12 protein-coding genes and 1 pseudogene are annotated in these 13,937 nt (G+C 63.6%); 10 read left to right on the top strand and 3 right to left on the bottom strand.

Annotation, left to right across the window (positions count from 1 at the left end; genetic code table 11):
* A pseudogene (locus tag EN914_RS06660) lies at nucleotides 1–1,447 on the bottom strand (autotransporter outer membrane beta-barrel domain-containing protein); the annotation flags it as partial.
* Between the two features lie 224 nt (nucleotides 1,448–1,671).
* On the opposite strand from EN914_RS06660, the gene EN914_RS06655 reads away from it, so the two are divergent.
* Entirely contained in the window at nucleotides 1,672–2,994 is a 1,323-nt protein-coding gene (locus EN914_RS06655) for a tetratricopeptide repeat protein (protein ID WP_024501966.1), read from the top strand.
* Between the two features lie 82 nt (nucleotides 2,995–3,076).
* On the top strand, nucleotides 3,077–4,531 hold the full coding sequence (gene xylB, locus EN914_RS06650) for a xylulokinase (RefSeq protein ID WP_127389030.1): 1,455 nt from the start codon (nucleotides 3,077–3,079) through the stop codon (nucleotides 4,529–4,531).
* A gap of 32 nt (nucleotides 4,532–4,563) precedes the next feature.
* Here xylB and EN914_RS06645 read toward each other — a convergent pair whose 3' ends face one another.
* Nucleotides 4,564–4,926 (bottom strand): nuclear transport factor 2 family protein, encoded by a 363-nt coding sequence (locus EN914_RS06645; protein WP_013528288.1) that lies wholly within the window; start codon nucleotides 4,924–4,926, stop codon nucleotides 4,564–4,566.
* Between the two features lie 112 nt (nucleotides 4,927–5,038).
* On the opposite strand from EN914_RS06645, the gene xylA reads away from it, so the two are divergent.
* The 3 genes from xylA (at nucleotide 5,039) to EN914_RS06630 (ending at nucleotide 7,547) form a co-directional block, all read left to right on the top strand.
* Complete coding sequence (gene xylA / locus EN914_RS06640; RefSeq protein WP_024501968.1) at nucleotides 5,039–6,364, top strand: xylose isomerase; 1,326 nt, start codon at nucleotides 5,039–5,041, stop codon at nucleotides 6,362–6,364.
* 236 nt (nucleotides 6,365–6,600) lie between these two features.
* Entirely contained in the window at nucleotides 6,601–7,077 is a 477-nt protein-coding gene (locus EN914_RS06635; RefSeq protein WP_013528290.1) for a GNAT family N-acetyltransferase, read from the top strand.
* 260 nt (nucleotides 7,078–7,337) lie between these two features.
* Complete coding sequence (locus EN914_RS06630) at nucleotides 7,338–7,547, top strand: hypothetical protein (protein ID WP_013528291.1); 210 nt, start codon at nucleotides 7,338–7,340, stop codon at nucleotides 7,545–7,547.
* Between the two features lie 11 nt (nucleotides 7,548–7,558).
* Here EN914_RS06630 and EN914_RS06625 read toward each other — a convergent pair whose 3' ends face one another.
* Nucleotides 7,559–8,539 (bottom strand): GlxA family transcriptional regulator, encoded by a 981-nt coding sequence (locus EN914_RS06625; protein WP_024501969.1) that lies wholly within the window; start codon nucleotides 8,537–8,539, stop codon nucleotides 7,559–7,561.
* A 77-nt stretch (nucleotides 8,540–8,616) separates the two neighbouring features.
* On the opposite strand from EN914_RS06625, the gene EN914_RS06620 reads away from it, so the two are divergent.
* From EN914_RS06620 to EN914_RS06600, 5 genes are all read left to right on the top strand, one after another.
* Nucleotides 8,617–9,534, top strand: a complete 918-nt coding sequence (locus tag EN914_RS06620) for a 3-keto-5-aminohexanoate cleavage protein (RefSeq protein WP_013528293.1) — start codon at nucleotides 8,617–8,619, stop codon at nucleotides 9,532–9,534.
* 21 nt (nucleotides 9,535–9,555) lie between these two features.
* Nucleotides 9,556–10,185 (top strand): HD domain-containing protein, encoded by a 630-nt coding sequence (locus EN914_RS06615; RefSeq protein WP_013528294.1) that lies wholly within the window; start codon nucleotides 9,556–9,558, stop codon nucleotides 10,183–10,185.
* Nucleotides 10,182–11,285, top strand: a complete 1,104-nt coding sequence (locus EN914_RS06610; protein ID WP_024501970.1) for a carnitine 3-dehydrogenase — start codon at nucleotides 10,182–10,184, stop codon at nucleotides 11,283–11,285. Before EN914_RS06615 ends, EN914_RS06610 begins: the two co-directional genes overlap by 4 nt.
* Nucleotides 11,286–11,289: 4 nt before the next feature.
* Entirely contained in the window at nucleotides 11,290–12,453 is a 1,164-nt protein-coding gene (locus EN914_RS06605) for an acyl-CoA dehydrogenase family protein (protein WP_013528296.1), read from the top strand.
* 3 nt (nucleotides 12,454–12,456) lie between these two features.
* Nucleotides 12,457–13,937, top strand: a 1,481-nt coding sequence (locus EN914_RS06600) for an acetate--CoA ligase family protein (RefSeq protein ID WP_206527184.1), incomplete at its 3' end; no start/stop codon positions are given.

Raw genomic sequence — 13,937 nt, 5'->3', positions numbered from 1 at the left:
CCGGGGCGTCGAGCGCGAATGTCGTGGCGCCCGAGGTGGCGCCGTTGATTGCCTGGATGACCATGATGCCGTCCTGCGTGGTCGCAGCCCCCGCGCCGCCGAGATTGAACACGGAGATGCCGGTCGAACCGGAAGCCGTTCCGCTCGACAGGACCAACTTGTCGGATGCGGAGGAATCGTCACCGAGCTCGGTCTGGATAAGCAGCAGGCCACCCAGGCCGACATAATTGCCCGAAATCGTCAGGCTGTCGGTGGCGCCGGTGCTGCCATTGGTCAGGTCGATGCGGCCGGCATTGGTGACCTGCGCCAGCTGGCCTGCCGTAAACGCCTGGATCGCCGCATTGAAGCCGCCGCCATAGAGCGTGCTTGCGGCATCGACACTGAGCGAACCGGTGCCGGTGCCGCTGTCGCCGAGCACCAGATTGCTGTCCATCATCAGCTGGGTGTCATTGGTGGCGTCGATGCTTTCCCAGTTCTGGAGCCGGCTGATGCCATCCAGTTTGACGTTGTCCAGGGTCAGCGCATCGGTGCCGGCACCACCTGATATGGCATCCGTGGCACCGAGATTGGCGTTGGTGAGGTTGCTGAGCCTGGCGGTGTCGTTATCGCCGCCGAGATCGACGGAACCATAGATGATGCCGCCACCGTTCCAGACGAAATTGTCGGCGCCAAAGCTCATCAGTATATCGCCACCGACCGTGCCGCCGGTGACCGTGACGCTGTCATTGCCGCCGCTGACGCTGATGTTGCCGCCGATGGTGCCGCCCGACAGGATGATCGTATCCTTGTCGAAGCCGGTGACGAGGTTGCGGTCGATGGTGCCGCCTGACATGTTGAAATAGTTCTGATCTAGCTTCATGTTGACCCGGCCGATGCGGCCACCGGTCATCACGGCGTGGTCGCCATCGTCGAAGAAATCGACGATGCGTCCGCCGGTCATGGTGAAGGTGTCGAGGCCGTCGCCCTGGTTGAGCGAGCCGATCTGGCCGCCGCTCATGTTGAAGTCGTCGATGCCGGCGCCCTGCTGGACATTGCCGGCGACGGTGCCCGCGCCAATGGTGAAGAAATCCGTGCCGCCACCCTGATCGACGGCGCCGGTTATGGTGCCGGACTGCATGTCGATGCGGTCCGTGCCGACGCCAAAGGTCACATTGCCTGATATCTGCCCGGTGCCGCCGGCGGGAAAATTCAGCGTGTTGTCGCCGTCGAGATCGGTGAGGCTGCCGCCTGAGTCGCCGCTGTCACAGGTGTAGACGGTGTTTCCGGCGGATGGAGCCAGCACGCATGCGGCAAACGCGGCGGAGTTGGGCAGCAACGCAAAAGCTGTAGTTGAGAGGATGCTAATAAGCCACGGATGTAACGGATGCGGCTTTCGCCGTTGCGAAGCAATTGTCACCTGCGCATCCGCCGAACGACTGTTCGGAAGCGAGTTCTTCACATGCCGCATCGCGTCCCCTCTCGATTCGCGATTTCCAGCCCCCGCCAGCCGCCGCAATGAAGACACAATTCATTCAATTTTACAAAGCCTAATCTGCCCCGCATGGTTGCTAAACTGCAAAGACTACTGAAAGGTCTGGCGTAGCGCACGGTTGGCGTGTCCGTGGCCTATGCTTTAGGATCGGTTTGGGCCGAAGGATCAAGGGCCTGTCACGGGTCGATAAAGGACATCGCATGGCAATCAGGGACGCATTCGGCCTGGCACTTTCGGGCGCGACGGAGGCGGGATTCACGCCTTACAGCCAGGCAGTGCGTGAACTGCAGTGCTTCATCGGCGATCCCGTAGCTTCCGTCGACCGCGCCATCGCGGAAGATCCCGGCTTCGTCATGGCCCATGTCTTCAAGGGATATCTGTTCGGCCTCGCCACCGAGCGGGAGGCGACGGCCGTGGCCAAGGCTTGCCATGAGGCCGCACTGCCGCTTGCCGCGACCACGCGCGAGCGGGCGCATGTCTCGGCCCTTGGCCATCTCGCCAGCGGGCGCTGGCATGAGGCCAGCCGCGTTCTCGAGGACATCACCATCGAGACCCCGCGCGACGGGCTGGCGCTGCAGGTCGGCCACCAGATCGATTTCTTCACCGGCAATGCCCGCATGCTGCGCGACCGCATCGCTCGTGCCCTGCCTTCGTGGCAAAGCGGCATGCCCGGCTACCACGCCATGCTCGGCATGCAGGCTTTCGGGCTGGAGGAAATGGGTGACTATGTCAGGGCCGAGCAGCTTGGCCGCGAGGCAGTCGACATCGAGCCGCGCGACGGCTGGGCGCAGCACGCCGTCGCCCATGTCATGGAGATGCAAAGCCGGCAAAGGGATGGCATTGCCTGGATGCGCGCCAATCCGGAAGCGTGGACACGGGAGAGCTTCCTGCAGGTCCACAATTGGTGGCACCTGGCGCTGTTCCATTATGATCTCGGCGAGACCGACGCGGTGCTGGCCCTCTATGACGGCCCTATCTACAGCGTGCAATCGACGATGGCGCTCAACATGGTCGATGCCTCGGCAATCCTGTGGCGGCTCCACCTCGGCGGCGTCGATGTCGGCGACCGCTGGGCGGCACTCGCCGCCAACTGGGGCAAGGCGGGAGCGGGTCTTTATGCCTTCAACGACGCCCACGCGATGATGGCCTTCGTGGGTGCCGGGTTAGATGCGCCGGCCCTCGCCTTGCTCGAGGCTCAGCGCGAGGCCATGCGTGGCAGCGACGACAATGCGGCTTTCACGCGGGATGTCGGCCATCCGCTGACGCTCGCCATCAAGGCATTCGGTGAGGGCAGCTACGCCGAGACCGCGCGCCTGATCCGGCCGATCCGGGCGATCGCACATCGTTTCGGTGGCAGCCACGCCCAGCGCGACGTCATCGACCTGACGCTGATCGAGGCGGCCTTGCGCGCCGGTGAGGGTGCGCTGGCCAAGGCGCTCACGGCGGAGCGTTCGATGGCGCGGCCCGAAAGTCCGCTGTCAGCGCTGTTTGTGCGACGCGCCGCCGATTTGTCGGAGAATTGACCCGAAGCGGATCTTGTTTTAGAAACTGGCCAAGCCAGATTTTTTCGAGACCCGAAAAAATTAACTGGCGTGGGAGGAAGACATGTATCTGGGCCTCGATCTCGGGACGTCGGGCGTCAAGGCGCTGCTGATCGATGCCGGGCAAACCGTCCTCGGTTCCGGCCATGGTTCGCTTGATGTTTCACGGCCGCACCCCGGCTGGTCGGAACAGAATCCCGAGCACTGGATCCGGGCCTGCGAAGACGCAATCGCCGAGCTCAAATCCTCCCATCCGCATGAACTCGCGGCAGTCAAGGGCATTGGCCTGTCCGGCCAGATGCATGGCGCCACGCTGCTTGACGCCGCCGACAAGGTGCTGCGCCCCTGCATCCTGTGGAACGACACGCGCAGCCATGCCGAGGCCGCCGTCCTCGATGCCGATCCGCGTTTCCGCGCCCTGACCGGCAACATCGTCTTTCCCGGGTTCACCGCGCCGAAACTGGCCTGGGTGAAGAACAACGAGCCCGCTGTCTTCGCCAAGGTCGCAAAAGTGCTGCTGCCCAAGGATTTCCTGCGGCTCTGGCTTTCGGGCGAGCACATTTCGGAAATGTCGGATTCTGCCGGCACGTCCTGGCTCGATGTCGGCAAGCGGCGCTGGAGTGCGGATTTGCTCGCGGCGACATCGCTCGATGAAAAGCAGATGCCGTCGCTGGTCGAGGGTACGCAGAAGGCAGGCGCGTTGCGCAGCGAATTGGCATCGAAGTGGGGCGTTCAGGCCGGCATTCCGATCGCCGGTGGCGCCGGCGACAACGCGGCCTCGGCCTGCGGCATGGGCACGGTTGGCGCCGGCCACGCTGTGGTTTCGCTCGGCACGTCGGGTGTGCTGTTTGCCGCCAACGCTTCCTACCTGCCCAACCCGGCTAGCGCGGTTCACACCTTCTGCCACGCGCTTCCGAACACGTGGCACCAGATGGGGGTCATCCTGTCGGCAACCGATTCGCTCAACTGGCTGTCGGAAATCACCGGGAAGAGCGCCGGCGAGTTGACCACTGAGCTCGGCGACACATTGAAGGCGCCGAGCGGCGTGTCCTTCCTGCCATACCTCTCGGGTGAGCGCACGCCCTACAATGATTCCGCCATTCGCGGCGCGTTCACCGGGCTGGCGCATCAATCGAGCCGTGCCGTGCTGACCCAGGCCGTGCTGGAGGGTGTAGCCTTTGCCTTCCGCGACAGCCTCGAAGCGCTGGCCACGGCCGGCACAGCCTTGACGCGGGTGACGGCGATCGGCGGCGGTTCGCGCTCACGCTACTGGTTGAAGGCGATTGCCACCGCGCTTCAACTGCCTGTCGACATTCCTGCCGACGGCGACTTCGGCGCCGCCTTTGGTGCCGCGCGGCTCGGCCTGATCGCGGCGACGGGTGCCGATCCGCTCGAAATCTGTACGGCCCCGAGGACGGACGCAACTATCGAACCGGATGCGGCGCTCGGCGGCGCCTATGCCGATGCCTATCAGCGCTACCGGGCGCTGTACCCGGCAATCAGGGTCGCCACGGCGTGAGCGGTCTTTCGCCCACGCCGCGGCTGTCCGGCTCACTGCGCCGGCACCTTGTCGAGAAAACCGGTGACGCTCTTGAGGCGGCCGTTCTCGATGATTCCGATGTCGGTACCTTCGATCACCGAAGGCGTCCCCTCAGGTCCGAGATTCCACGAGAAGCGGATCTTGTCGGCAAAACCGTCCGGCGTACCCTTCAGCGAGAACCGGAAACCGGCAAAGCGCTGCTGCACGCCGTCGATCAGAGCCGCGACGCCTTCATGGCCATCACCCTGCATGAGCGGATCGCGGTAGCTGACGTCTTCCGTGAAGGTCGCCTTGAGCAATTCGGCCCGGCGGCCGGCATCGCTTTCGTTCCAGGCGGTGATGTAGTTTTTAGCGATCTTGGTGAGGTCGGTCATGGTCTGTCTCCTTCGTTTGGTGGCTTTGACATGACCCTTTTCAACCAGCGCCGGCGTGAAACCAATTACGCCTGAGGTAATGGCGTCAGAACTTTGTGAGAGGACAGAAATCATGAGCAGTGGATTTTTCGGCGACATCCAGAAGATCAAATATGAAGGGCCGGATTCGACCAATCCGCTGGCCTATAGGTTCTACAATCCCGATGAGGTCGTCGCCGGCAAGCGGCTGGAAGATCATCTGCGCTTCGCCGTTGCCTACTGGCACTCCTTTGCCTGGCCGGGTGGCGATCCGTTCGGCGGCCAGACTTTCGACCGGCCGTGGTTTCCCAAGGCCGGCGGCACCGACACGATGGAGCTGGCAAAACTGAAAGCAGACGTCGCCTTCGAGATGTTCTCGTTGCTCGGCGCGCCCTACTTCTGCTTCCACGACGCCGATGTACGGCCGGAAGGCAAGGATTTTTCCGAGAGTGCGGCGCGCCTCGATGAGATCGCCGACTACTTCGCGGGCAAGATGAAGCAGACCGGCGTCAAGCTGCTTTGGGGCACCGCCAATCTGTTCTCGAACCGCCGCTTCATGTCGGGCGCGGCCACCAATCCCGATCCGGATGTCTTTGCCTACGCGGCGGCGACGGTAAAAAGCTGTATCGACGTCACCAAGCGGCTGAAGGGCGAAAACTACGTGCTGTGGGGCGGGCGCGAAGGCTATGAGACCCTGCTCAACACCGACCTTGCGCGCGAACAGGAACAGGCCGGCCGGTTCCTCAGCATGGTCGTCGACTACAAGCACAAGATCGGCTTCAAGGGCACGATCCTGATCGAGCCGAAGCCGCAGGAGCCGACCAAGCATCAGTACGATTACGATGTCGCCACGGTCTACGGCTTCCTCAAGCGCTTCGGGCTGGAGAAGGAGGTCAAGGTCAATATCGAGCAGGGCCACGCCATCCTGGCCGGCCATTCCTTCGAGCACGAACTGGCTCTGGCCAATGCGCTCGGCATTTTCGGTTCGATCGATATGAATCGCAACGACTACCAGTCGGGCTGGGACACCGACCAGTTCCCCAACAACGTGCCGGAAATGGCACTGGCCTACTACCAAGTCCTGCAGGCTGGCGGCTTCAAGACCGGCGGCACCAATTTCGACGCCAAGCTGCGCCGCCAGTCGCTCGATCCGCAGGACCTGCTGATCGGCCATATCGGCGGCATGGACTCTTGCGCTCGCGGCCTGAAAGCTGCGGCGCGCATGGTCGAGGACAAGGCACTGTCGGCGCCGCTGGCCGAACGCTATGCCGGCTGGAACACGGCCGAGGGCAAGGCGATGCTTGCCGGCAAGCGCACGCTTGAGGATATCGCCGAGCGTGTCGTCAAGAAGAAGATCGAGCCGCAGCCGAGGTCCGGCCGCCAGGAACTGCTGGAAAACATCGTCAACCGCTACGTGTAGGGCGAGCGCCGCTTCATCTTTGGACCGACATCCGGCGCCACTGGCTGAAAGCCGCCGCCATCGCCATCTGCTAGTCAGCCCACTTCGCGACAAGCTGCCGAGGATCGCACAGATCTTCGGCAGCCTGCGTGAGACCAGGACGCTACACGTGTCACCGAAAGAGGACCCGTGCGGCGGCATGTCGTCGTCCCAAATCGCTGTGCACTTTGGGCGACATGCATTGGCAGGAGACGGAAATGGCAGAGGATCGAATCATTGTGCGCCCGGCGCAGGCGAGCGATATTCCGGCGCTGAAGCAGGTGCTGCAGGAAACCTTCGAAGGCACCTGGCTGCCGAACATCACCGAAGCAGCCGCGCAACGCTATGTCGAGACGGATATTGGCGGGCGCTATGTCGACCAGAGCTGGCCTGAATTCGCCGTTGCCGAGATCGATGGCGAGGTCGCCGGCTTGATCCATTGGCGCGCGGATTTCATCGAGGCCCTGCACGTGATGGCATCCCGTCAAGGCCAAGGTGTCGGCCGCAAGCTGCTTTCCCATGCCGAACAGGCGGTCAGTGCGGCCGGATTGGCGCAGGCGCGGCTGGAGACCGACACGTTCAACCTGCCCGCACAAGCACTCTACAAAGCGGTCGGCTATATCGAGAAAAGCCGCTATCCCGATGACGAATGGGACAGTGGCTTCACCACGGTGCTGTTCGAAAAGCGGCTTTGAGCAATTCCAGGAAAAGTGGATAACGGTTTCCCCGGGAAAAGCGTGCAGCGCTTTGCCTTGGGAATTGCGCAATCCAACAATAGATTTCTCCTTGACCTGACCTGCCTGGGCGCAGGAACAGCTTTGCGCATGGCCCGGTCCAGCGACATGGTTTTGCCCTTCGACGCCCTTCAATGACCTCGCTCTTGCCTTCAAACTGCCGTCACGAATCTCGTATAAGAGTGGCTCGTGGCGGGAGAGGAAGAAGGAGGCGAACCGATATGCAGAACGAACGTGAAATCGACGCCCTGCTCTCACCTGGCGAGGCTGGATCGATCATCGACCGGCTGATGGCAATGCCGCATCCGAAGGACGGCACGCGCCGCTCGAACGAATGGGATCGCGCTGTGGCCAGCCGTTTCGAGACCCATCTTGCCAAGCAAATGCGCTCGCAGATCGACGGCGGCAGCGACCGTCAGAACGCTGCCTGATTCTATCATAGTCAGCCCCGGCGCAGCCTGACCGGCGCTTCGCCGAAAGCCCTTGAAAACGCTCTTGAAAACGCCGCGGCGGATGAGAATCCGGTCCGCCCGGCAATATCGGCCATGGCGATCCTTGTATCGACCACCAGCCGGCGCGCGGCGCCCAGGCGCAGCCTGAGGTAATAGGCGCCCGGTGTCTCGCCGATCGATTTGCGAAAGATGCTCTCCAGCGTCCGTGCCGTCACGCCGGCGCGCTTGGCCACCGCTTCAATGGTCAGCGGCTGGTCGACATGCGCTTCCATCAGCCGGATCGCTTGCGCCAGCCGCGGATCGTAGCCATCGAGCCGGCCGAGCGAGACCAGCGGCTGTGCGTCGGTGGCGGCGCGCGCCTGGTCGTAGATGAAGACGCTGGCGACATCGAGCGCGACGGCCATGCCGAGCCTCGTGCGGATGAGATGCAGCATCAGGTCGAAGGTCGGCGACGCGCCGCCCGAGGTGAACACCGGCCCGTCGATGACATAACGGTCCGGACGCACGTCGACGCCGGGAAAGGCCGAGGAAAAATCCTCCATGTCTTCCCAATGGGTGGTGGCGCTGCGTCCTTCCAGCAGGCCGGCGCGCGCCACCAGCCAGGTGCCGGCTTCGACGCCGCCGCAAGCGCGTGCTGTCCGTGCGGCCCGGCGCAGGCCGGACAACAGAGCCGATGTCGCATAGTTCTGGGTGCCGAAGCCGGCGACGACGACAAGAACGTCGGTCGACTCGCCCGCATCGAAGCGGCCGCCGACCGCCACCGGCAGGCCGCAAGTGGTGACTGGAGCCTCGCCGGTCACCGAGACCAGCTTGAAATCGAACAGGGTCTCGCCGGAGATGCGGTTGGCCGCGCGCAGTGGATCGACGGCGGATGCGACGCACATGATCGACGAACCGGAAAATACCAGCAGCGTCACCCTAAGCGGGGAGCGCTCGGCGCGAAAGATCGTTGGTTTTTCGCTTTTCGTCATGGAAGCTTCGTAAAACGCAAAACAGTTTCCGGCAAGTCGGGCATTGTTGAGGTCTATTTCTTTCGGAGGAGAGTTCCATGCCGCTTGCGATGAACCGTGAGGTCTTCATTACCTGTGCCGTGACCGGGTCCGGCGGATCGCAGGACCGCAGCCCGCATGTGCCGCGCTCGCCCAAGCAGATCGCGGATTCCGCCATCGATGCGGCCAAGGCGGGCGCCGCCATCGTGCATTGCCATGTGCGCGATCCCGAGACCGGCAGGCCGAGGCGCGACGTGCATCTCTACCGCGAAGTGACCGAGCGCATCCGCGCGGCAGAAGTCGACGTCATCCTGAACCTGACCGCCGGCATGGGCGGCGACATGGTGTTCGGATCGCCGGAAGCGCCGCTGCCGCTCAACGAAAAAGGCACCGACATGGGCGGTGCCACCAACCGCATGGAACATGTGCGCCAATGCCTGCCGGAAATCTGCACGCTCGACTGCGGCACCATGAATTTCGCCGAGGCCGACTATGTCATGACCAACACGCCCGGCATGCTGCGCGCCATGGGCGGCATGATGACGGCGCTCGGCGTCAAGCCGGAGATCGAGGCTTTCGACACCGGCCATCTGTGGTTCGCCAAGCAGTTGGTCGAGGAAAAGGTGCTCAACCCGGATGCGCTGGTGCAGCTTTGCATGGGCGTGCCGTGGGGTGCGCCTGATGATCTCAACACCTTCATGGCCATGGTCAACAATGTGCCGTCGACCTGGAACTGGTCGGCCTTCGCCATCGGCCGCAACCAGATGGCCTATGCCGCGGCGGCGGTGCTGGCCGGCGGCAATGTCCGCGTCGGGCTGGAGGACAATCTGTGGCTCGACAAGGGCGTGCTGGCCACCAATGCACAGCTGGTCGAGCGCGCCGCCAGCATCGTCACCAATCTCGGCGCCAGAATCCTTGGACCGGAAGAGGTACGGCAGAAGCTCAACCTCACCAAGCGGGCGCCGATCGCGGCATAATTATTCGTCGGGAGGGTCGGCATGACTACCGTAAAATTCACCGCGATGAAGGATGGCGACCGGGACGACTACGAGTTCCTGACCGCGCATGAAATCGACTATGCGGCCAGGACCGGCGAGCGGCTGCTCGACGCGCTGGTGCAGCTCGACGCGGGTCTTTCCGGCTACAAGATCACCCGGCTCGGCCATTCGCTGCAGGCAGCGACACGTGCCTGGCGCGACGGCGCAGACACCGACTGGATCGCTTGCGCGCTGCTGCACGACATCGGCGACATCTATGCGCCTTACAATCACGACGAATATGCCGCTTCGATCCTGAAACCTTTCGTGCGCGAGCAGTGCACTTGGGTGGTGGAAAAGCATGGCGACTTCCAGCGGCTCTATTATGCCCATCATCTCGGCGGCAACCGCCACGCCCGCGACCGCTTTGCCGGCCATGCTTATTTCGACGATTGCGACCAGTTTTGCGAACGCTGGGACCAGTCCAGCTTCGACCCCGACTATGACACGCTGTCGATGGAATTCTTCCGGCCCTTCGTGCTCGAAGTCTTTGCCCGCAAGGCCTACGATCCCTCGGTGATCCGAGCCGGCGAGCGCGTACCCCTCATCGATCCCGCAACCGCCGCGACAAGAACCGGAGCTTCAGCATGAGCATCATCAACAAGGCAGCCGCCATCGGCGGCGGCGTCATCGGCGCCGGCTGGGTGGCGCGCCTGCTGCTCAACGGCATCGACGTGTCGATCTTCGATCCCGATCCCGAGGCGTCGCGCAAGGTCGGCGAAGTGATGAAGGGCGCGCGCCGCGCCTATAAGCAGATGGTGCCCGGCGGCCTGCCGAAAGAGGGCAAGCTGACCTTCGCCAAGACCATCGCCGAAGCGGTCGCCGATGCCGATTTCATCCAGGAGAGCGTGCCGGAGCGGCTCGACCTGAAACACCGCGTGCTGGCCGAGATCGACGCTCACGCGCCGGCCAACGCGATTGTCGGCTCCTCGACTTCCGGCATCAAGCCGACCGACATGCAGGTGGCGATGAAGAAGCATCCGGAGCGGCTGGTCGTCGGCCATCCGTTCAACCCGGTCTATCTCCTGCCGCTGGTGGAGATCGTCGGTGGCGAGCAGACCTTTCCCGAGGCGATCGAGGTCGCCAAGGAGATGTATGCCTCGATCGGCATGAAGCCTGTCGTCATCCGCAAGGAGATCGAGGCCTTCGTCGGTGACCGCCTGCTCGAAGCGGCATGGCGCGAGGCGCTGTGGCTGATCAAGGACGGCATCTGCACGGTCGAGGAACTCGACGACATCATGCGCTACGGCTTCGGCCTGCGCTGGGCGCAGATGGGCATGTTCCAGGTCTATCGCGTCGCCGGCGGCGAGGCCGGCATGCGCCACTTCATGGCGCAGTTCGGGCCGTGCCTGAAATGGCCATGGACCAAGCTGATGGACGTGCCTGAGTTCAACGACGAACTGGTCGACCTGATCGCCACGCAGTCGGACGAACAGGCGCATGGGCTGTCGATCCGCGAACTGGAAAAGATCCGCGACGACAATCTGGTCGCCATCATGGATGCGCTGTCGAAACAAAACAAAGGCAAGGGCTGGGGCGCCGGCGCGCTGCATAAGGACTATACCAGACAGCTGGCCAAGCTGGCGGCGAAGAAGCCCATGGCCTCCAAGGCGGCCGAGAAGGCCAAAGCCTTGAAACCGGTCAAGAAAGCCGAAAAGCCGAAGAAAAAGACCGGCAAGAAGAAAGGCTGAGAGCATGGATTTCGGGCTGTCGGAGGAACAGAAGCTCATCGTCGAGACGACGCGCGCCTTCGTCGAGAACGAGCTTTACCCGCATGAGCGCGAGGTCGAGCGCACCGGCGTGCTGCGCCGCGACCTGATCGAGGAGATCAAGGTCAAGGCGATCGAGGCCGGGCTCTATGCCGCCAACATGCCGGCCGATGTCGGCGGTGCCGGCCTCGATACGGTGACCTGGCTGCTATACGAGAAGGAACTCGGCCGCGCCAATTATGCGCTGCACTGGACCTGCGTGGCGCGCCCCTCCAACATCCTCCTGGCCGGCACGCCCGAACAGCGCGAGAAATATCTGTTCCCCTGCATCCGTGGCGAGAAATGGGACTGCCTGGCGATGACCGAGCCGGGCGCCGGCTCCGATTTGCGTGGCATGAAGGCGACCGCCGTGCAGGATGGCGACGACTGGGTGCTGAACGGCACCAAGCATTTTATCTCCCACGCCGACCTCGCCGACTTCGCCATCGTGTTCATGGCTTCCGGCGAAGAGGATTCGCCGCGCGGAAAACGCAAGAAGATCACCGCCTTCTTCGTCGACAAGGGCACCAAGGGCTTTACGGTGCGCGACGGCTACCGCAACGTCTCGCATCGCGGCTACACCAACGCCATCCTCGAATTCGACGATTGCCGGCTACCCGGAGCCCAAGTGTTGGGCGAAGTCCACAAGGGGTTCGATGTCGCCAATTCCTGGCTCGGCGCCACCCGGCTGCAGGTCGGCGCCACCTGCCTCGGCCGCGCCGAGCGTGCGCTTGGCCATGCCGTCGAATACGCCGCGCAGCGCCAGCAGTTCGGCCAGCAGATCGGCAAGTTCCAGGGCGTGTCGTTCAAACTCGCCGACATGGCGACCGAACTGAAGGCCGCCGACCTGATGGTGTTTGAAGCCGGCTGGAAGTACGATCAGGGCACCGTCACCGACCAGGACATGGCCATGGCCAAGCTGAAGGCCACCGAAATGCTCGCATACGTCGCCGATGAAGCGATCCAGATCCATGGCGGCATGGGGCTGATGGACGATCTGCCGCTGGAGCGCATCTGGCGCGACGCGCGCGTCGAGCGCATCTGGGAAGGCACATCCGAGATCCAGCGCCACATCATTTCAAGGGCGCTGCTGCGCCCGTTCGGGGCATAACATATGCATAAACTGGAGCGTCTCCTGCGGCCTAAATCGATCGCCGTCTTCGGCGGTGCGCAGGCCGCAGCCGTCGTCGCGCAATCGATCAAGATGGGTTTTGCCGGCGAGATCTGGCCGGTGCATCCGACCAAGGACGAGGTTGCCGGTCGCAAGGCCTATCGTTCGGTGGCTGACCTGCCCGGCGCGCCGGATGCTGCCTTTGTCGGCGTCAACCGGCATTTGACCATCGAGGTGATCAAGGCGCTGGCCGAACGCGGCGCCGGCGGCGCCGTCTGCTTTGCCGCCGGCTTCCTCGAAACCGAGGCCTATGACGATGATGGCGAGCGGCTGCAGGCCGAGCTGGTCGCGGCGGCCGGCCAGATGCCGATCATCGGGCCGAATTGCTACGGCCTGATCAATTATGCCGACGGCGCGCTGCTGTGGCCCGACCAGCATGGCGGCATAAGACTGGCCGAGGGCGGCAAGGGCGTCGCCATCATCACCCAGTCCTCCAACATCGCCATCAACATGACCATGCAGAAGCGCGGCCTGCCGATCGCCTTCCTGATGACCGCCGGCAACCAGGCGCAGACCGGCCTGTCCGAAATGGCGCTCGGCCTGATCGAGGATGAGCGCGTCACGTCGCTCGGCCTGCACATCGAGGCCTTCGATTCGGTAGCCGGCTTCGAACGGCTGGCGGCACGAGCCCGCGAGCTGAAGAAGCCGATCATCGCCATGAAGGTCGGCCGTTCCGAACAGGCCAGGCAAGCGACTGTCTCGCATACCGCGTCGCTCGCCGGCTCGGACGCGGCCTCGGGTGCGTTCCTGCGGCGGCTCGGCATTGCGCGTGTCGATTCAATCCCCGCCTTCATCGAGGCGCTGAAGCTGCTGCACATCACCGGACCTTTGCCCGGCTATAGGCTGTCGTCGATGAGCTGCTCCGGCGGCGAGGCCTCCGTCATGGCCGACAGCGCCGAAGGCCGCTGGGTCAATTTCCCTGTGCTGACCGACAGCCATCGCGCCCATGTCAAATCGACGCTCGGGCCGCTGGTCGCGGTCGCCAATCCCTTGGACTATCACACCTTCATCTGGAACAACGAGCCGGCGATGACCGCCACCTTCACCGCCATGGTGTCGGGCGGTTTCGACCTCAACATGCTGGTGCTCGATTTTCCGCGACCCGACCGCTGCTCGGTCACCGACTGGTGGGCGACGTTGCGCGCTTTCGAATCGGCGCTCAAGACCAACAAGGCGCATGGTGCGATCGTCTCCTCGCTGCCGGAGAACCTGCCGGAGGAATACACCGCCGAACTGATGGCGCGCGGCATGGTGCCGTTGTTCGGCATTTCGGAAGCGATGGATGCAGCCGGCGCAGCAGCCTTCATCGGCTGGGCTTGGGCTGAACCGCAGGCGCAGCCGATCGACACGTCGGCCTCATCGGGCGCGACGTGGTCGCCCCCGGGGGCACCGGAGGCCGAGGCGAAGTCACGGCTGATCAAAGC

The sequence above is a fragment of the Mesorhizobium sp. M7A.F.Ca.CA.001.08.2.1 genome (assembly GCF_003998455.1).
Classification (GTDB): Bacteria; Pseudomonadota; Alphaproteobacteria; order Rhizobiales; family Rhizobiaceae; genus Mesorhizobium; species Mesorhizobium ciceri.
Note: the sequence above shows the minus strand (reverse complement) of the source record. Positions and strands in the feature narration are given on the sequence as shown.